The organism is Nonomuraea turcica, from assembly GCF_030718205.1.
Classification (GTDB): Bacteria; Actinomycetota; Actinomycetes; order Streptosporangiales; family Streptosporangiaceae; genus Nonomuraea.
In genome coordinates, this window is the sequence record NZ_JAUZQF010000008.1 from 330679 (window position 1) to 348129 (window position 17451).

The window sequence follows — 17451 nt, forward strand, 5'->3', positions numbered from 1 at the left end:
CCACGGCCTCAGGCATCGCGAGCCACCCACGCACATGAGGCAGGATCGGGAGGCATGAAAACCTTGTATCCGCCCATCGACCCGTACGACTCCGGCCTGCTCGATGTAGGCGATGGCAACCAGATCTACTGGGAGGTCTGCGGCAACCCCGACGGCAAGCCCGCCGTCATGCTCCACGGAGGGCCGGGCGGCGGGTGCACCGCCAATCACCGTCGCCAGTGGAATCCGGAGCTCTACCGCATCGTGCTGTTCGACCAGCGCAACTGTGGGCGGAGTCTGCCACACGCCAGTGACCCGGCCACCGACCTCACGGCCAACACCACGTGGCACCTGGTGGCGGACATGGAGCGGCTGCGCGAGCACCTGGGCATAGAGCGATGGCAGGTGTTCGGGGGGTCGTGGGGCAGCGCGCTGGCGCTGGCGTACGCGCAGGCACATCCCGACCGGACGACCGAGCTCGTGTTGCGGGGAATCTTCACCTTGCGGCCGCAGGAGCTCCACTGGTTCTACCAGGAGGGGGCCTGCCATCTGTTCCCAGACCTGTGGGAGCACTATGTCGCGCCGATCCCGGAGGCCGAGCGGGGCGATCTGATGGCGGCGTTCCGCAAGCGGCTGGAAGGGGAGGACGCGGACGCGAGGCTGGCGGCGGCCAAGGCGTGGGCGCAGTGGGAGGCGGGCACGATCACGTTGCTGCCGGATCCAGAGCTGGTCGCCGAGTTCGGGGAGGACAAGATGGCCGTCTGCTTCGCCCGGATCGAAAACCATTACTTCCACCACGGCGGCTGGTTCACGCCCGATCAGCTCATCAGAGAGGTCGACAAGATCCGGCACATTCCCGCCGTGATCGTGCAGGGCCGTTACGACGCGTGCACGCCGATGGCGACCGCGTGGGATCTGCAGAAGGCGTGGCCGGAAGCGGAGTTCCACGTGGTGCACGACGCCGGGCACGCCTACATCGAGCCAGGCATCCTGGACCGGCTGATCGCGACGACGGACCGCTTCGCAGGGGTCCACGCGCATGGCGTACGGCGGCAGGCGGCCGATCCCCCGGCGTGACGAAGGTCAGGCGAGCAGTTGGTATGCCAGGGCGGCGTGCTGAGTCTCAAGCTCGGTCTGGGTGATGAGCCCGCGGTCGAACGCCTCTGTAGTGGCATCGCGCTCGGCCACGTAGTACGCCGCCATGATCTCGCTGCGGAGCGGCGTGAAGCCGCGCGCCACGCAGTCGGCGAAAATGGTGACCTTCTTGTCGACGACGTCCGCAGCCACCGTGCAGGCCAGATCGTGCTCACGCAGCTGCTGAACCGCTTCACGAAGGGTGATCGGGCCCAAGGCCCCGTTGAAGTGGATGTCAAGAGTGATCTTCACTGTTTTGCGCCTCCGATGGTTTACAACGTTCGGATCGAGACGGCGTATTCCCAGGTCAGAGCGGGTAAGAGGGCAGTCGTGATCGGTGAGCACGTGATCGTCGGCTATACCAGCGACGCGGGAGGACGGGAGGCTCTGGCCCTTGGCGCCGCGATCGCGCGGGTCACGGGCGGCGAGCTCACGGTCGCGACGATCTACCCGCCGGGCAGCCCGGGGCTGGCGGTCGAGGCGCAGGCCAACCTGGCGCACGCGGCCGAGGAGCTGGGTCCGACGCCGGCCGAGTACATCACGTACGAGAGCAGAGGCACCGGACGCGGGCTGTCCGTGCTGGCCAGCCGGATCAGGGCCGACCTGATCGTGGTCGGCTCGACGGACGGCGGGCAGCACGGCCGCATCGCCATCGGCGCCACCTCCGACCACCTGCTCCACCGGTCGTCGGAGGCGGTCATGCTGGCGCCCGACCAGTACGTGCCGTCCGACGTGCCCAGCCGCCTCACGCTGGCCTACGTGCACCGGCCGCAGTGTGACGCGGCGGTCGAGCGGATGGCGCAGGCGGCGCTGCGGCTGGGCGTGCCGCTCCGGCTGATCACCTTCGACCTGCGTACCGAGGATCAGGGCAAGCTCAGGGATGATCTCGCGTTGGCCGTGCGGCTGGCCTGGGAGAGCACGGGGATCGAGGCGGAGTCGGAGGTGGCCGAGGGACACGACGTGGCCGCCGCGATGGCCGACGTCGAGTGGGTGCCCGGCGAGTTGCTGGTCTGTGCGGCGAGCGAAGACGCGCAGCCGCACCGGGTGTTTCTCGGCGAGCTGGCCATGAAGATGTTGCGGGCGTCGTCCTGCCCCGTCACCGTCCTGCCCCGGAGCTTCCCGTAAGCCGCCGCTGCCTGCCCGGCCTCCGTGAGCTGGTCTCGCCCCGGTCCCCGCGATCTCATCCGGCGGGGACCGATGCCGAAGATTACGGTCGTACGACCCTCTCGTACAGCTCCAGGTAACGGTCGGCCATGACCGACGGGGAGAAGCGGCGGCGGGCCTCGGCGCGGCACTCCTCGGGATCCAGCTCGTCCACCCGCAGCACCCACTCGGCCAGCTCCTCCTCGCTGTCGGCCAGGAAGCCGGTGCGGCCGTGGTCGATGATCTCGGGAAGGCAGCCGCGGCGCAGCCCGATGGGCGGCACCCCGAGGGCCAGCGCCTCGACGACGGCGGTGCCGCCGGGCTCGTCCCACTGGATGGGGAAGAGCGCGGCACGGGCCGAGGCGTACAGGTAGTCCCTGGCCGGGCCGCCCACCGCGCCGACCCACCTGACCAGCTCCTCGTCGAGGTAGCGGGACACCTGGTCGAGGTGGTAGCGCACGTCCGGGTGGCCGTACAGCGGGTGGTACGGGTTCTGCGCCACGACGTCCAGCTCGGCCGGGGTGTTGCGGCCGCTGACGGGTCCGGCCAGCACCAGCGGCAGACCCAGCTTCTGGCAGAGCCTGGCCGCCACATGCTGGCCCTTGAGCTGGCAGATCCGGCCCATCACCACGAAATGCTCCCCGCGCGCCGCCGGTACGTCACGGTCGGTGAGCGGGGTGGCCAGGTGGATCGCGCCGAGCGAGGCGGCGCGCAGGGCGTCGGGGGCGCGGGCGAGTTGTGACTCCGAGACGCCGTTGACGGCGATCGACGACGGGAACGCGCCGTAGAAGTCCGGATGTTTACGCAGGTCCCAGTGGAGGGTGTGGAGGACGGGAGGCCCGCCCAGGGCGGCCAGGATCGCCGGCCCGACCACCTCCAGGTGGTCGTGGACGAGGTCAATGTCGTCGCGGGCGCGCAGCTCGGCGACCAGCCGCGCCTGGTGCGCGTGCGCAATGCCCATGACCTGGTTGTACGGCTTCTGCAGCTCCGTGAACTGCCCCTGGTCGTAGACGCTGATCAGCTCGTCCACGTCCAGCGTGCTCGTCCCCACGGAGGCCAGCACCACCTGGACGCCCCGCTCGCGCAGCGCGGGCACCAGCGTCGCCACCACGTTCTCGATCCCGCCGTAGCCAGGGGGCGGGACCGTGAGCCATGGCCCCGCGTTGATCAGGACTTTCATGCCACATCCTCCTCCAGGACGAGGGAGGCGAGCGGAGGTCGCTCCGCCACGGCCATGTCCACCAGGTCGGCGTCACCGTCGAGCCCGAACTGCAGCAACGTGTGCGCCGGGGGCTCCGACGCCATCACGCGGCCCTGACGTTCCAGCCGGGACCAGGCGGTGAGCAGGATCTGCCCGGCCATCCGGCCGAGCGCGGCCATCGACTGGTGGGTGTGCGTACGGTGGCCCAGGTCCACCTGCGCCATCGCGTCCAGCCCGATGAGCTCGTGCAGGTCGACGAGGAGCCCCAGCTCCACGCCGTACTCGGTGACGAACGGCACCTGTTCGAGCACCGCGCGCCGGGCGGCGTACTCTCCGCCGAGCGGCTGGCCGAATCCCGCGAGCTCCGGCCAGAACATGTTGATCAGCGGCCTGGCCACCAGCTCGGTGACGCGGCCACCGCCGCCCCGCTGGACGATGCCGTCCGCGCCGGTGTACGGCCGCTCGTAGGTGGCCTTGACGAAGTGGGTGTCGGCGTCCACCAACAGCGGTCCCACCAGGCCGGATATGTAGTGCGCGCCGAAGCTGCGCAGGTCGGCGTCCACGAACACGACGAGGTCGCCGCTCGATTCGGCCAGTCCTTTCCACAGCGCTTCGCCCTTGCCCGTCAGCCGGGGCAGCTGCGGGAGCACCTCGTTCTGCGCGACCACGCGTGCGCCCGCCTCGCGGGCCCGTTCGGCGGTCGCGTCCGTGGAGTTCGAGTCGACCACGAGGATCTCGTCCACGAGCGGCGTGCGCTCGACGAGGTCGCGGCGGATGACAGTGACGATGTCGCCGACCGTGCTCTCCTCGTCGCGAGCAGGCAGGACGACGCTCACCGTGGTGGTTCCCTTGGCCAGCATTAAGGCGTCTACGGGCCACTCGGCTGCGGTGCTCGAGTGGGGGCCGTACCACTCCTGGACCCTGGACAAGGCTCGCACATCTGTTTCCATGCAGTCAGCCCCGTTCTCATGCGGTCACGACCTCTGCCCGATCTATACGTCCTTGAACATGTTTGTTTGGTCGCGACCAGATGTGGCATATGCGAGGTTGTGTCCCCAATGACCCGCGTCGGCATCATAGGTGCCGGAAATGTCGCCGCTCGCCATGCAGACGTCCTGTCCGGATTCCCCGATGTCACGATCGCTGGAGTCGCCGACACGGATCCCCACAGGGCCGAGGCTCTGGCCTCCAAGCATGGTTCCCCCGCCTATGGCGGCCATGCAGACCTGCTCAGTGCCGGCGGTCTGGATGCGGTCTATGTCTGTGTTCCTCCTTTCGCGCACGGTAACCCGGAACGCGATGTCTTGTCGTGTGATCTCCCTCTCTTTGTAGAAAAACCGCTATCACTAGATCTAGAAACCGCAGAATTTATCGCGTCCGAAATAGCGCGGAAATCCCTGCCGTCCGCGGTCGGCCACCACTGGCGCTACCTCGGCATCGTCGAACAGGCCCACGACCTGCTGGACGGCCGCCCCGTACGCCTCGCGCTCGGCCACTGGCTCGACAAGATCCCCCCGGTCGCCTGGTGGCTCAACCGCAGCATGTCCGGCGGCCAGATCATCGAGCAGGCCGTCCACGTGCTGGACCTGGCCCGAGTTCTGGTGGGCGAGGTCGCGATGGTGCATGCCGTCCCCGAGGACAACACCCATGACGGCGAGGTGGACCGGGCCACGGCCGCGGTGATGCGCTTCGCCGGCGGCGCGGCCGGCCTGCTGGCCACCTCCTGCCTGCTCACCCAGAAGCACCGGGTGGGGCTGGAGGTCTGCGCGGACGGCATCGCGCTGGAGCTGAGCGAGACGCGGCTGCTGGTCGACGGGCAGCGCGTCATCGAGGACGACGGGCAGGCCAAAACCCGGGTGGACAGGGAGTTCATCGACGCCGTCCAGGGCAAGGACGCGGACGTGCGCGTGCCGTACCGTGAGGCTCTGCGGACCCATCGCCTGGCGCTGGCGCTCGCCCGGTCCGCCGCGGAACGGAGGCCGGTGATGCTCGATGAGTAAGGTGCTCAGCATTGAGGCGCCCGGGGAGGTGGCGCTGGTCGAGGAGAAGCTGTCCGGCATCCACGAGGGCGGGTTCAGGGTGGCGACCACGCACAGCGGCGTGTCGGCCGGGACCGAGCTGACCTTCGTCAAGGGCACGAACCCCTCCCTGACCTCCACCTGGGACCACGCGCTCGGGTTGTTCACGGAGGGCACGCCCTCGGTCGCGTATCCGGTGCGCGGCATCGGTTACATGCAGGTCGGCCTGGTGGTGGAGACCCGTACGCGGGCCGTGAGCGAGGGCGCGCTGGTGGCGATGTGCTACGGGCACCGCACGGACTATGTGGCGGATCCGATGGAGGACAGGTTCGTCGAGCTGCCCGACGACCTCGACCCGCTGCTCGGCATCTACGTCGCCCACATGGGCCCGATCTGCGCCAACGGCCTGCTGCACGCGGCACACGACCTGCACGGCCCCGCCGTGCGGCACCTGGGCGACGGCGTACGGGGCCGCCGGGTGGTGGTCGTGGGCGCGGGCGTGGTCGGCCTGCTGACCGCCTGCTTCGCCAGGGCCTGCGACGCGGCCGAGGTCGTGGTCGTGGACGAGACCCCGGCCAGGCTGGCGGTCGCCGAGGCGCTCGGCTCGCACGTGATGGCCGCCGACGACGACCCGGCTGTGGCGCTGAAGCGCCGCTGGCGGCACGGTCCGGGCGACCGGGGCGCCGACGTGGTGTTCCAGTGCCGCGGCCAGCCCCGGGCCCTCGCGCTCGCCCTGCGGCTGCTGCGGCCGCAGGGCACGCTGATCGACCTGGCCTTCTACACGCAGGGCGCGCAGGAGGTGCGGCTCGGCGAGGAGTTCCACCACAACGGGCTGACGGTGCGCTGCGCCCAGATCGGCAGGGTGCCGCGCGGGCTAGCGCACGCGTGGGACAGGGAGCGGCTCTCACACGAGACGATCAACCTGCTCAGGCGGCACGGCGGAGTGCTACGCCGGCACCTGATCACTGACGTGGTCGGCTTTCCCGAGGCTCCCCAGTTCCTCACCGATCTCGCCGCCGGCCGCCGCCACACCGTCCAGGCCGTGCTCTGCGACGACGTCGAGGAGGAGGGCGGCTGACCAGCTGAAGTCGTGGCAGCCGTGGCCGCGCAGGGTGAACGGGTCGAAGTACTCGCGGAAGCCGGAGCGCGCCACCATGGTGATCATGCCGTCGGCGAGCGGGCCGGCCAGGTCGGGACGGCGGTCCTTGAGCCCCTGCCAGACCAGCCAGCAGAGGTTGATCCAGCTCGGGCCCCGCCAGTAGCGGACCGAGTCGAACTCCGGCGCCGACGGCGAGAAGCTGGGCAGCACTCCGTCCTTCAAGGCGAACCGGTCCAGCGCGGTCGCGATCAGCGTGTCGGCGATCTCGCCCGGCAGTCCGGACAGCATGAGCGGCGTCAGCCCGGCGGCGCTGGCCGAGTGGATGAGGTGTCCGGCGTTCACGTCGCGGGGCTGGAAGAGCTCGCCGTCGTAGAGGTGCTCGACCATGGCCGCGGTGATGGCCTCCGCCTCGCGCTCGTGCGGCTCGGGGTCCAGGCCGCACACCTCGGCGATCTTGGCGAGCGTCTGCTCGGCCACGCCGTACGCGGTGTTGAACAGCGGGTCCTCGATGTGGAACGCACCAGGCCGGCGGTAGCCGGAGTCGCGGTAGGCCTTGGCGAGGGCGACATAGCGCTCGTAGTCGCGGTCGGTCGGCCGCTCCTCGGCGCTGACGGTGTCGATGTCCCTGCGGACGAACCCGGTGGGGCGGTCCTGCACACCCTGGAGCGGCAGGTCCCAGGCCGGGCTGTTGTCCATGCCCGACTCCCAGGGATGCACGATCGAGATCAGGCCCTCGGGCGAGCGCCTGGCCGCCCGGAGGAAGTCCTGCTGGGCCACCAGCCGCGGGTAGATCCGGCGCAGGAAGGCCGGGTCCGGCTCGGCCAGGTGCGTCTTCCACGCGGCCAGCGCGTGGACCGGCGGCTGAATGATGCCGGAGGTCGCGGTCCCTGACGGCGCGCGGGTCTGCCAGAAGTCGGGGCCCGGGAAGTAGGCCCCGTCGGGCACCTTCGGGTTGAACACGATGTGCGGCACCCGCCCGTCACGCCACTGGGCGCCGAACAGGCTCAGTAGCTCCGACCTGGCCCTTCTCGGGGCCCAGTGGGCATGGCCGATCGCGATGAAGGCCGAGTCCCAGCTCCACTGATGGGGGTAGAGCCGGCGGGAGGGAACCGAGTAGCTGCCGTCCCAGTTCGCCACCAGGACACGTATCGCCTCGCGCAGCATCAGAGGAACTTCCTGACGAAGGCCGCGGTCTCCGGCAGGACGATCTCCGGCTCGCCGCGCAGGCGGCATTCGAGCGCCAGGTAGCCGTCGTAGCCGAAGGCGTCGAGCGTGGCCAGCTGCGCGCCCCAGTCGAGGTGACCGGTGCCCGGCTGGTTCCTGTTGGACTCGCTGATCTGCATGTGCGCGAGGTAGGGGGCGGCCTCGGCCAGCGCGCGGCAGGGGTCGTCCTCCTCGATGTTCATGTGGTAGGTGTCGCCGACGACCCTGATCGAGTCCATGGCGCAGTAGGAGACCGCGTCGGCCAGCGTGTTGACCATGTGGTTCTCGTACCGGTTGAGCGGCTCCAGCATGATCAGCACGCCGTTGCGCTGTGCGTGCTCGCCCAGGATGCCCAGCGCCTCGGCCAGCACCTCGCGGTCCTCCTCGGGACTGCGCGGCGGCACGAACGGCGGCAGCCGCAGGGAGAACTGCCCCCACGAGGCCGGCGTCATGACGCCGATGCCGCCGAGCTCAGCGATCACCGTGAGCTGGGAGCGGAGCTGCTGGATGGCATCCTTGCGCTTGGCCGGGTCGAAGTCGCCGATGAAGTGCGGCATGTCCACGCAGACCGTCGGCATGACGACGCCGTCGGCCAGGGCCCGCTTGAGCTCGGTGAGCCGGCCCGCGAAGTGGAAATCCCCCTTACCGCGCAGCTCGATGGCGTCGAACCCGGCGTCAACCGCGAACGCGAACTTCTCCTGCAGCGTGCGGCCGGGCAGAAGCTGCTCCTGTACGGCGAGCTTCACTGTTCACTCCTCGAATTGGAAGACGAGCTGGAGCACTTCGGACTGATGCTTGTCGATCAGGTCGAAAGCCTCGGCGGCCCGATCGACGGGCACGACGTGGCTGATGAGCTCGGTGACGTCGACCTCGCCCCGGTGCACGAGCTCCATGAACGTGAGCTGCAGGCGCTCGACGTCCCACCGGTGCGCCAGCCACGAGGCGACCCCGCCGATCTGGGAGGCGACGAGCTGGACCTGGTTGTGGTGGAACTCCTCGCCGAGCCGCAGCCCGATGCCGTCGCCCTGGTAGAACCCGGCGGCCACCACCCGTCCGCCCTTGCGCACGGTCCTGATGGCCTCGTGCAGCCCGAGGTGGCTGCCGCTCAGCTCGATGACGGTGTCGGCGCCATCGACCCGTTTGCGCATGAACTCGGCGACCGAGCCCGAGGCGATGTCGAACGTCTCGGCCGCGCCGAACGTCCTGGCCAGCTCGAGCCGGTCGGGAATGGCGTCGGCGGCGACCACCCTGGCGCCGCTGAGCACGGCCAGGCGAGTGGCGAGCAGCCCGATGACGCCCTGGCCGAAGATCGCGATCTGGTCACCCAGGTGCACGTCGGCGGCGTGCACCGCGTTGAGCGCGATGGCGCCCACGCGGGCGAAGACGCCGGTCAGCGGGTCGGCGCCGGGCGGCAGCACGTGGCCGACCAGCTTCTCCGCCGGCACGACGGCCTCGGCACGGTGGCCCCAGATGCCCCACACGAGAGCGCCGACAGGGGGATCGGCGACATCGGGCGCCGCCTCCACCACCTCGCCGACCTCCTGGTATCCCCAGCCGCTCAGCGGGTAGGCATGGGTCTGACCCTCGACGAACAGCCGGCGCTCGGTGTCCCACTTGCGGCTGAGATAAGGGTTCGTCCCGCGATAGGCGGTGAGTTCGGTGCCTGCCGAGACTCCGGAGTAGAGCGTTTTCACGCGTACGGAGCCCGGAACGAGATCGGCGGGCGACTCCAGGCCGACGCGGACTTGGCCTGGCTCTTCAAAGGTGATGACGCGCATTCCCCAACACTTACGCTTAATGATCAATCAAAAGACAAAGCTTTATTGCTTGTTTGCACACGATACTTGCGCCCGTAACACACTTAAGTCTACGTCTTCCGCCGGAGGCTGCTGATGCAATTGGGGTTTCTGGCGCGTGTCTTGTGGAAAGTGACCTTACCGACGTCGCTCGAGTGGGCCGTTCAGCAGGGCTTCGAGGCACCGGAAGTGGCTGGTCGCCTCGCTTCGGATGGCGGACGTCACATTCAGGTAGATCGTTTTGACCGAGGCTGAACGTGCTCTAATCCAGGGCATCTTCCCCGAAGCCGGACCAGCGCTTTTCTCGATCGCATCCTACGAGAAGTACGGACATGACCAGGAAGGTCCGGACGTGGAGATCGTCATTGAGAACCGCCTGATGAAGAGCTGGCACCACGATGGCCGCGACCGTACATTTCCGGACATAGCCCACCTCTTGACCACGGACACCACACCGTGTGGAGCGGAGGCACGGAGAGGGTACAGACCGGTCTCGGTATCGCCTCCCGCACGTTGCGCCATCTGATCCCGGGGTAAGGGCGGGCATATCCCCAACCAGAGGAGCGCGCCATGCCGAAGAAGGTAACCGCCGTCCTCTCCGTCGCACTGCTGACGGCCGCCACGGTGGCGGCCTGCGGTGACGGCGGCGGCGAGCAGCCGACCGCAGCCAACAAGATCACGGTTTGGACCGAGGAGAACCTCGAGGACCGGATGGCCGTGCAGAAGCAGATCGTCACCGAGTTCACCCAGAAGACCGGCGTCCAGGTGGAGCTGGTCGCCATGGCCGAGGACCAGTTCAGCCAGGCGATCACGGCCGCCGCCGCCGCGGATGACCTGCCCGACGTGATCGGCGCGCTGCCCCTGTCCGCGGTCCGCGAGCTGGAGACCAACGAGCTGCTCGACACCGAGACGCCGGGCAGGGTCGTGGACCAGCTCGGCAGGGACTCCTTCTCCCCGCGGGCCCTGGAGCTCAACACCTCAGAAGGCCAGCTGCTCGCGGTGCCCAGCGACGGGTGGGCGCAGCTGATCCTCTACCGCAAGGACCTGTTCGACAAGGCCGGGCTGCAGCCGCCGGACACGTACGAGGCGCTGCAGGCGGCGGCTCAGAAGCTCAACACGGGCGGGGTCGCGGGCATCACGCTGGCGATCGCACCGAAGGACTCGTTCACCGCGCAGAGCTTCGAGCACGTGGCGCAGGCGAACGGGTGCCAGCTGGTCGACAATTCCGGAAATGTCGCCCTGGACTCGCCGGCGTGCGTACGGGCCTTCGAGTTCTACTCGAACCTGGCCAAGAACTACTCGGTCAAGGGCAAGCAGGACGTCGACACCACCCGGGCCACGTACTTCTCGGGCAAGGCGGCCATGATGATCTGGTCGTCGTTCATCCTGGACGAGATGGCGGGGCTGCGGAAGGACGCGCTGCCGAGCTGCCAGGAGTGCCGCGAGGACCCCGAGTGGCTGGCCAAGAACACCGGCGTGGTGACGGCGCTGAAGGGACCGGACGGAAGCGCACCCGCCCAGTACGGCGAGATCGTCTCGTGGGCGATCACCCGTGACGCGGCCAAGGACCCGGCGTCCAAGTTCGTCGCGTACATGATGAACGAGGGCTACGAGCGTTGGATCGGCATGGCGCCCGAGGGCAAGTTCCCCACCCGCACCACCTTCGCCGAGCAGTGGAACAAGCTGCCCGCCGGGGTCGACTCCAAGAAGCCGCTGGCCGACATCTACCCGGCCGACGTGCTGGAGTCCCTGCGCAAGAGCCCGGACACGTTCGCCCGCTGGGGCATCGCGCAGGGGCAGGGCAAGCTGGTCGGCGCCACCATGGGCGAGCTGCCGGTGCCCAAGGCGCTGAGCGGGGTCGTCGACGGGTCCCTCACCCCCCAGGCCGCGGCCGCCCAGGCCAAGGCGGACGTGGAGACGATCAAGCGCGGGATCCGGCAGTGACGACGACGCGTGAGAGACCCGCGGCGGCGCCCGGTAAACCCAAAGGCCGCACGCTTCGGCAGCAGGAGGGCCGCGCCGGGCTCGTCCTGATCTCGCCGACGCTGATCATCACGCTGGTCGTGGTGGTGGTGCCGCTGCTGTGGGCGATCATGCTGGCGTTCCAGGACGCGCGGCTGATCAACATCCGGCGGGTGGGGATCTTCGGCAACTACACGCTGGAGAACTTCACGTACGTGATCTCCGAGCCGGGCTTCTGGACGTCCCTGGTCAACACCCTCGTCTACACGGTCGCGGGAACGGCGTTGTCGATCGTGATCGGGCTGGTGGCGGCGCTGGCGCTGCGGGACAGGTTCGTCGGCCGGACCCTGGTCAGGGCCTCGATCCTGATCCCGTACGTGGCGCCGGTCGTGGCGGTGGCGTTCCTGTGGGAGACGATGCTCAACCCGCAGTACGGCATCGTCAACACCTGGCTGCGCGAGCCCATCGCCTTCCTCACCCAGGCCAACGGCGAGTTCCTGGGCATCCAGGTGCCCGTGGCGCTGCTGACGGTGATCGCCTTCGAGGCCTGGCGGTATTTCCCGTTCGCGTTCCTGTTCATCCTGGCCAGGCTGCAGGCACTGCCCGCCGAACTGGACGAGGCCGCGGTGGTGGACGGGGCCACGCCCACCCAGCGCTTCCGGTACGTGATCATGCCGCAGCTGTGGCGCATCATCGCGTTGCTGTCGGTGCTGCGGTTCGTGTTCACGTTCACCAAGTTCGACGACGTCTATCTGCTGACCGGCGGCGGGGCCGGCACCGAGGTCGTCAGCGTGCGGGTCTACAACTTCCTGACCGCCCGCGACGACATCGGCGCCTCGGCCGCGCAGGCGATCGTGCTGGCGGTCGTGCTCGTCGTGTTCCTCGTCGTCTACCTGCGATTCTTCGGCGGGGGTGAGCGCGATGAGCAGAGATAACGTCGAACGGACCCTGTTCAGGTATCTGAAGCCGCTGGTGATCCTGGTGCTCTTCCTGGTCACCGCGTTTCCGTTCTTCTACATGGTGATGTTGTCGGTCCGCGACATCCAGGAGCTCATCCTGGATCCCGGCTCGCTCTGGCCGGCCAGCTTCACCCTCGACACCTACGTGAACGTCCTGACCAGGCAGGGCTTCCTGACGTTCATGCGCAACAGCGCGATCATCGCGGTCGCGTCGGTGGCGTTCACGCTGCTGATCTCGATCCCGGGCGCGTACGCGGTGGCGCGGCTGCGCTTCTTCGGGCGGCGGCAGGTGCACTTCCTGTTCCTGGCGGTGTACCTGTTCCCGGCGATCGTGCTGGCCATCCCGCTGTTCGTGCTCTTCACGATGCTGGGGCTCCGAGGATCCCTGATCGGCCTGATCCTCGTGTATATCGCGCAAACGGTGCCTGTCACGGTATACATGCTCCGCAACTACTTCGAGACCGTGCCGCAGAGCGTGGAGGAAGCGGCCGCGATCGACGGGTGCACGAGACTGTCGACCATCTGGCGGGTGGTGCTGCCGCTCTCCAAGCCCGCGCTGATGGCCACCGGCCTCTACGCCTTCATGATCGCATGGAACGAGTTCCTGTTCGCCCTGCTCTTCCTGGTGGAGCGGCGGGACAGCTGGACCGTTTCCCTGGGGCTTTCGCAGCTCGCGGGAAGCATCGAGATCCCGACGACGGTCCTGATGGCCGGGTCGGTGGTGCTCACGCTGCCGATCGTGATCGTGTTCTTCGCCAGTGAGCGCCTGCTGACGGAAGGGCTGACGGCAGGAGCCGAGAAGGGATGAACCATGCTGACGGCAGGGCAGATCCTCCAGCTCATCCGCAATGGCACCTGCCGTACACGCAAGGAACTCATCGAGTACACCGGCCTGTCCCGGTCGACGATCACTGACCGGGTGGACCGGCTCATCGACGCCGGATACATCCACGAGTCCGGCGTCGGGGCATCCGGGGGCGGGCGACCGCCCTCGGTGCTCGAGGTGGACGCGACCAAGCGGCTGATGCTGGTCGCCGACCTGGGCGCCACGCACGTCCGGGCGGCGCTGACCGACCTGGCCGCCCGGCCGCTGGCCGAGGAGAGCACCGAGATGCGCATCGACCGCGGGCCCGAGGCCGTGCTGTCGTGGGTGCGGCAGGCCTTCCAGCGCATGCTGGACCGGCACGGCCGGCCCGCCGCCGAGGTGTGCGGCATCGGGCTGGACCTGCCGGGCTCGGTGGATCACACCAACGGGCGGGTGATCAGGTCGTTCCTCATGCCGGGGTGGGACGACCATCCGGTAGGCGCGGCCATCGGGGCGGAGTACGACGTGCCGATCCTGGTGGAGAACGATGCCAACGCGATGGCTCTGGGCGAGTGGTGGTCGTCCTGGCGGGAGACCGACTCGCTGATCCTCATCAAGGTCTCGACCGGGATAGGCACCGGCATCATCCTCGATGGCCAGATTTATCGCGGCGTCGAGGAAGCCGCCGGAAACATCGGTCATGTACGCATCCGCGAGAGCGACGACCGGGTCTGCACCTGCGGCTCGCGCGGTTGCGTCGCCTCGCTGGCCAGCGGCCACGCCCTCGCCACCGACCTGGGCCAGGAGTTCAGCCGGGACGTGGTCCGGCTCGTACAGGCCGGCGATCCCACGGCCATCGCCCGTACCCAGGAGGCGGGGCGGACCTTGGGAATCGTGCTGGCCACCGCTGTCAGCCTGCTCAACCCCGGCGTGCTGGTGCTGGCCGGGGACATGGCGGAGACCAGGGAGCACTACCTGACCGGGATCAGGGAGATCGTCTACCGGCGCAGCCTGCCGTACACGACCAGGAACCTGGAGATCGTCACCTCATCGCTGGGCGACCGGGCGGGGATCGTGGGCATGGCGGTCATCGTCATGGAGCACGTGCTCTCCCCCGCGTCCGTGGACGCCGCCCTGGCCGAGCCGGTCAGCTGACCTCTCAGCCGCCGAGATCGCGGCGCAACCGCTCGTGCGCCTCGACCAGCGAGGGACCGTACCAGGTGAGCAGCCGCCCACTGACCAGGGCGCACGTGCTGCCGGGGAAACACTCCGGGCCGTCCGTCGCGCAGAACGCATACGGCTCGTCGGGCGGTCGATGTCCGAATCTCCTTCTTGATACCTGTCCGGAAATCAAGTCAGAATTCGTCTCGTGTGAGGGCTCGCAGCGTGGCGCCGCCCCCATGAGCAGTAGGCGATCGATGACGGGATCACGACTCGTCGATCCGTTCAAGGTGGGGGAAGTTGGAGATGAGATTCCTGCTGCTCGGGCACTTCGAGATCGAGAAGCCGGACGGCCGGACCGTGGGAATCACCAGGGTCAAGCACCGGCAGCTGCTCGCTCTGCTGCTGCTCGACGCGCCACAGGTGGTCAGCACCGAACGGTGCATCCGCGGACTGTGGGGAGAGCGGAGCCCGGCGTCGGCGCGGCGTAACCTGCAGACCTATATCGTGGGGCTGCGCCAGGCGCTGGTGGGGTCGCAGGTGCGGATCGAGACCGTGCCCGGCGGCTACCGGATCACGGGGCTCGGCTGCGACGGGCTGGACGTGGCGGCCTTCGAGTCCTTACGCAGACAGGCGGCGCTGGCTCTCACGTCAGAGCAGGACGCGACGGAGATGCTCGGGGCGGCGCTGGGCCTGTGGCGGGGGACCGCGCTGCAGGATCTCGCGGGGACCTCCGAGGTGCTGGCGAACGCCGCGACCCGGCTCAACGGGTGGCGCACGGCCGTGGTGGGCGACTTCGCCGACGGATGCATCCGGATGGGCGCGTACGAGACGGCCATCGACCGCCTGCGGGAGGCGATCTCCTGGGACCCGCTCAGGGAGGATCTGCGCGCGCGGCTCATGCTGGCCTACCACCTGAGCGGACGGCGGGCGGACGCGCTGCTCGCCTACCACGAGTGCCGGGCCACGCTGGTGCAACGGCTCGGCATAGGTCCCTCGCAGACCTTGGCGCTGCTCCACCACAAGATCCTCATGGACGGGTGAGGCGGGTGTGTGGCGGAAATGTGGCGATCGTGGACAGGCCGCCACGATCATGGAGGCAGGCAACCGATCATGCAGGAGGTATGCCCATGCCCATACGGACTCCCGACGGCCGGACACTGACCGTCGAGGGCTTGCCCGCGCCCTTTACGACCAGGTGGAGCAGCGTCCTGTGGACCCACTCGCCCGCCGGTGGATACCGGCTGCACACCGGTGCGGCCGGCGCCAGGGAACTCGTCGCCCGCCATCTGGGCGAGTACGAACGGTTCGTGGTCAGAGAGGTGTCGTGGAACGGGGCCAGGCTGGTCTCGTACGAGGACCCGGAGATCGGCGGAACCACGATGGTGTGGATCGGCCCGTACCACGAGCTCTACAGCTTCATCCCGGGCACCGCGGTGCCCTTCGAGGTCTTCATGGACGAGCTGAACAAGTTCGACATGCAGGACTCCCCGGACGGCCTCGTGCTGAAGCCCCGTCCCGGATCGCAGGTCCGGTTGGGCAACGTGATCGCCGTCAACACCCTCGACGGGGTCTGCTCGGTCCAGGTCAAGCCCCGTGGGCAGGCCGAGTCCGAGGTGCCGGCCCGGGTCGGCAAGCGGGTGCGGGGAGGAGAGCTCTGGAAGCTGGACGAACCCGGCGCCGACGGCAGGCTGCGCCGCACCGCGATGCTGGTGAACGAGTCCACCGCCACCTCTCTCATCGCGATAAATCCTGATGACCCGAGGTTCGCGGCCGTGGCCGACTCCCTCGTGTGCACGCTGAGCTGACGCCCATGCAGAACATCGTCAACTCCCTCGCCGTGCTGTCCTTCCTCGGTATGGTCATCGCACTCTTCGCGTTGTCCGCGCTGCTCAGGATGGTGCGCGACCTCCAGCAGGCGGCGCTGGCGACCGGGGCTCCGGCTCCCTCCGCCGTGGCGGCCGCCCGCACCGTCCCCCGCTTCGCCTCTCCGGACGAGCGCCCCACGTTCGTCCTGGTCGTCACGGAGCACTGCCAGAGTTGCCGCGAGCGCGCCGCCCGTCTCGCCGCCGTCTCCGACGGCCGCGTCGGCGGCCATCTGAAGCTGCTGAGCGCGGCGGACGCCTGCGCCGAGTGGACGGCGGGGACGGACATCGAATCCATCGTGAACGCGGACCTGCTGGGAGCGGTGGCGGTCGGCGTCACCCCGTCCCTGGTGAAGTACGCCCCCGACGGCGCCGAGATCTGGCGCCGGGCCGTGGGCTCCGACGACGACCTGGACCGGCATCTCGAGGTCCGCTCCTCTGCGAACGTGAGGTGAGTGACATGACCACTGACTACTGGGCGAGCGTGCCCTCCGTGCTGGACTCCGAGGCCCCGCGCCAGAGCCGGGTGTCGCGCCGCGCCGTGTTCCAGACGCTGGGCGTGCTGGGCGGCGCACTCGCGATCAACATCGTGAGCGCGCTGCCGGGTGGGAGGAGCAAGAGCGCCTCCGCGACGGTCGGCACCGAATACACCGACTGCGCCGGGTACGGCTCCTGGGCCGGTTACAGCAACAACACCAAGGTGTGCGTCGGCGCGCCCTACGCCAGCTCGTACTGCGGGAGCGACGGCTGGTTCCGCACGGACGGCAACGCGTACTCGGCGTACATCCCGATCAAGGCGTGCGGGGCCGGTAGCCTCGCCAATCGGAACGCCTGGCGCTGGACGCACAGCGGGGTGCCCTACCGCTGTGCCGACGGCTACTACCGCGTCTACGGCGTGGGCGACACCTTCTACATCTGCTCCAAGGCGAGGCCGTGAGGCTGCTGTCCGCGCCGCGAGCCGCCGCCGGGCTGCTGCTCGCGGCGCTCGCGCTGGCACTCGCCCACTGGGCGCGCCTGGGCCAGGCGGAGCTGCTGGCCTGGACGCTGATGGGCGTCACCGCCGGTTACTCGTTGTCCGGCTCCGTTTGAAGCCTCAACTCGGCGGATCTGCTCACCTCGTCGGTCT

At 68.9% G+C, this 17451-nt stretch carries 18 protein-coding genes and 2 pseudogenes; 13 read left to right on the forward strand and 7 right to left on the reverse strand.

Annotated elements, in window-relative coordinates; all coding sequences use genetic code 11:
• The first annotated feature begins 54 nt into the window (after positions 1-54).
• Positions 55-1056, forward strand: a complete 1002-nt coding sequence (gene pip / locus Q9G87_RS22705; protein ID WP_305918431.1) for a prolyl aminopeptidase — start codon at positions 55-57, stop codon at positions 1054-1056.
• 6 nt (positions 1057-1062) lie between these two features.
• On the opposite strand, the gene Q9G87_RS22710 is transcribed toward pip, so the two are convergent.
• Complete coding sequence (locus Q9G87_RS22710) at positions 1063-1365, reverse strand: hypothetical protein (RefSeq protein ID WP_305918432.1); 303 nt, start codon at positions 1363-1365, stop codon at positions 1063-1065.
• Between the two features lie 78 nt (positions 1366-1443).
• Between Q9G87_RS22710 and Q9G87_RS22715 the strand changes: the two genes are divergently transcribed.
• Positions 1444-2238, forward strand: coding sequence for a universal stress protein (locus tag Q9G87_RS22715; protein WP_305918433.1), 795 nt, complete (start codon positions 1444-1446; stop codon positions 2236-2238).
• An 82-nt stretch (positions 2239-2320) separates the two neighbouring features.
• Here the strand turns inward: Q9G87_RS22715 and Q9G87_RS22720 are convergent, their stop codons facing one another.
• Together Q9G87_RS22720 and Q9G87_RS22725 are read right to left on the reverse strand one after the other, a co-directional pair.
• Positions 2321-3436 carry a glycosyltransferase gene (locus tag Q9G87_RS22720; protein WP_305918434.1) on the reverse strand — a complete coding sequence of 372 codons (1116 nt, stop codon included), beginning with the start codon at positions 3434-3436 and terminating at the stop codon, positions 2321-2323.
• Positions 3433-4386 (reverse strand): glucosyl-3-phosphoglycerate synthase, encoded by a 954-nt coding sequence (locus Q9G87_RS22725; protein ID WP_305918435.1) that lies wholly within the window; start codon positions 4384-4386, stop codon positions 3433-3435. The genes Q9G87_RS22720 and Q9G87_RS22725 overlap by 4 nt, the downstream gene beginning before the upstream one ends.
• 129 nt (positions 4387-4515) lie before the next feature.
• On the opposite strand from Q9G87_RS22725, the gene Q9G87_RS22730 reads away from it, so the two are divergent.
• Together Q9G87_RS22730 and Q9G87_RS22735 are read left to right on the forward strand one after the other, a co-directional pair.
• The gene (locus Q9G87_RS22730) at positions 4516-5457 is read left to right on the forward strand and encodes a Gfo/Idh/MocA family protein (protein WP_305918436.1); all 942 of its coding nucleotides are present in this window, start codon (positions 4516-4518) and stop codon (positions 5455-5457) included.
• The gene (locus Q9G87_RS22735; protein ID WP_305918437.1) at positions 5450-6553 is read left to right on the forward strand and encodes a zinc-binding dehydrogenase; all 1104 of its coding nucleotides are present in this window, start codon (positions 5450-5452) and stop codon (positions 6551-6553) included. The genes Q9G87_RS22730 and Q9G87_RS22735 overlap by 8 nt, the downstream gene beginning before the upstream one ends.
• 9 nt (positions 6554-6562) lie before the next feature.
• On the opposite strand, the pseudogene Q9G87_RS60720 reads toward Q9G87_RS22735, so the two are convergent.
• The 3 genes and pseudogenes from Q9G87_RS60720 to Q9G87_RS22745 form a co-directional block, all read right to left on the reverse strand.
• A pseudogene (locus tag Q9G87_RS60720) lies at positions 6563-7807 on the reverse strand (MGH1-like glycoside hydrolase domain-containing protein); the annotation flags it as partial.
• The gene (locus tag Q9G87_RS22740; RefSeq protein WP_305918438.1) at positions 7738-8523 is read right to left on the reverse strand and encodes a sugar phosphate isomerase/epimerase family protein; all 786 of its coding nucleotides are present in this window, start codon (positions 8521-8523) and stop codon (positions 7738-7740) included. The gene Q9G87_RS22740 and the pseudogene Q9G87_RS60720, both read right to left, overlap by 70 nt.
• Positions 8524-8526: 3 nt before the next feature.
• Positions 8527-9555 carry a zinc-binding dehydrogenase gene (locus Q9G87_RS22745; protein WP_305918439.1) on the reverse strand — a complete coding sequence of 343 codons (1029 nt, stop codon included), beginning with the start codon at positions 9553-9555 and terminating at the stop codon, positions 8527-8529.
• 588 nt (positions 9556-10143) lie between these two features.
• On the opposite strand from Q9G87_RS22745, the gene Q9G87_RS22750 reads away from it, so the two are divergent.
• From Q9G87_RS22750 to Q9G87_RS22765, 4 genes are read left to right on the forward strand one after another with little or no spacing between them, the layout of a single operon-like run.
• Complete coding sequence (locus tag Q9G87_RS22750) at positions 10144-11517, forward strand: ABC transporter substrate-binding protein (protein ID WP_305918440.1); 1374 nt, start codon at positions 10144-10146, stop codon at positions 11515-11517.
• Positions 11514-12470 (forward strand): carbohydrate ABC transporter permease, encoded by a 957-nt coding sequence (locus tag Q9G87_RS22755; protein ID WP_305918441.1) that lies wholly within the window; start codon positions 11514-11516, stop codon positions 12468-12470. The genes Q9G87_RS22750 and Q9G87_RS22755 overlap by 4 nt, the downstream gene beginning before the upstream one ends.
• Positions 12457-13302, forward strand: coding sequence for a carbohydrate ABC transporter permease (locus tag Q9G87_RS22760; protein ID WP_305918442.1), 846 nt, complete (start codon positions 12457-12459; stop codon positions 13300-13302). Before Q9G87_RS22755 ends, Q9G87_RS22760 begins: the two co-directional genes overlap by 14 nt.
• A gap of 3 nt (positions 13303-13305) precedes the next feature.
• Entirely contained in the window at positions 13306-14454 is a 1149-nt protein-coding gene (locus Q9G87_RS22765; RefSeq protein WP_305918443.1) for an ROK family transcriptional regulator, read from the forward strand.
• Between the two features lie 4 nt (positions 14455-14458).
• Here the strand turns inward: Q9G87_RS22765 and Q9G87_RS22770 are convergent.
• Positions 14459-14608, reverse strand: a pseudogene (locus tag Q9G87_RS22770) (helical backbone metal receptor); the annotation flags it as partial.
• A gap of 158 nt (positions 14609-14766) precedes the next feature.
• On the opposite strand from Q9G87_RS22770, the gene Q9G87_RS22775 reads away from it, so the two are divergent.
• The 5 genes from Q9G87_RS22775 (at position 14767) to Q9G87_RS22795 (ending at position 17414) form a co-directional block, all read left to right on the forward strand.
• Positions 14767-15504 (forward strand): AfsR/SARP family transcriptional regulator, encoded by a 738-nt coding sequence (locus Q9G87_RS22775; RefSeq protein WP_305918528.1) that lies wholly within the window; start codon positions 14767-14769, stop codon positions 15502-15504.
• An 86-nt stretch (positions 15505-15590) separates the two neighbouring features.
• Positions 15591-16268 carry a hypothetical protein gene (locus Q9G87_RS22780; protein WP_305918444.1) on the forward strand — a complete coding sequence of 226 codons (678 nt, stop codon included), beginning with the start codon at positions 15591-15593 and terminating at the stop codon, positions 16266-16268.
• Positions 16253-16780 carry a hypothetical protein gene (locus Q9G87_RS22785; protein WP_305918445.1) on the forward strand — a complete coding sequence of 176 codons (528 nt, stop codon included), beginning with the start codon at positions 16253-16255 and terminating at the stop codon, positions 16778-16780. The genes Q9G87_RS22780 and Q9G87_RS22785 overlap by 16 nt, the downstream gene beginning before the upstream one ends.
• Positions 16781-16785: 5 nt before the next feature.
• Positions 16786-17262, forward strand: a complete 477-nt coding sequence (locus tag Q9G87_RS22790) for a hypothetical protein (RefSeq protein ID WP_305918446.1) — start codon at positions 16786-16788, stop codon at positions 17260-17262.
• Positions 17259-17414 (forward strand): hypothetical protein, encoded by a 156-nt coding sequence (locus tag Q9G87_RS22795; RefSeq protein WP_305918447.1) that lies wholly within the window; start codon positions 17259-17261, stop codon positions 17412-17414. Before Q9G87_RS22790 ends, Q9G87_RS22795 begins: the two co-directional genes overlap by 4 nt.
• Positions 17415-17451: the final 37 nt, after the last annotated feature.

What these genes read in the sequence shown, in the direction of transcription:
- Q9G87_RS22720 (WP_305918434.1), bottom strand. Translation starts at nt 3,436, where the DNA reads ATGAAAGTCCTGATCAACGCGGGGCCATGGCTCACGGTCCCGCCCCCT.
- Q9G87_RS22765 (WP_305918443.1), top strand. Translation starts at nt 13,306, where the DNA reads ATGCTGACGGCAGGGCAGATCCTCCAGCTCATCCGCAATGGCACCTGC.
- Q9G87_RS22775 (WP_305918528.1), top strand. Translation starts at nt 14,767, where the DNA reads ATGAGATTCCTGCTGCTCGGGCACTTCGAGATCGAGAAGCCGGACGGC.
- Q9G87_RS22780 (WP_305918444.1), top strand. Translation starts at nt 15,591, where the DNA reads ATGCCCATACGGACTCCCGACGGCCGGACACTGACCGTCGAGGGCTTG.
- Q9G87_RS22745 (WP_305918439.1), bottom strand. Translation starts at nt 9,555, where the DNA reads ATGCGCGTCATCACCTTTGAAGAGCCAGGCCAAGTCCGCGTCGGCCTG.
- Q9G87_RS22790 (WP_305918446.1), top strand. Translation starts at nt 16,786, where the DNA reads ATGACCACTGACTACTGGGCGAGCGTGCCCTCCGTGCTGGACTCCGAG.
- Q9G87_RS22760 (WP_305918442.1), top strand. Translation starts at nt 12,457, where the DNA reads ATGAGCAGAGATAACGTCGAACGGACCCTGTTCAGGTATCTGAAGCCG.
- pip (WP_305918431.1), top strand. Translation starts at nt 55, where the DNA reads ATGAAAACCTTGTATCCGCCCATCGACCCGTACGACTCCGGCCTGCTC.
- Q9G87_RS22730 (WP_305918436.1), top strand. Translation starts at nt 4,516, where the DNA reads ATGACCCGCGTCGGCATCATAGGTGCCGGAAATGTCGCCGCTCGCCAT.
- Q9G87_RS22735 (WP_305918437.1), top strand. Translation starts at nt 5,450, where the DNA reads ATGAGTAAGGTGCTCAGCATTGAGGCGCCCGGGGAGGTGGCGCTGGTC.
- Q9G87_RS22750 (WP_305918440.1), top strand. Translation starts at nt 10,144, where the DNA reads ATGCCGAAGAAGGTAACCGCCGTCCTCTCCGTCGCACTGCTGACGGCC.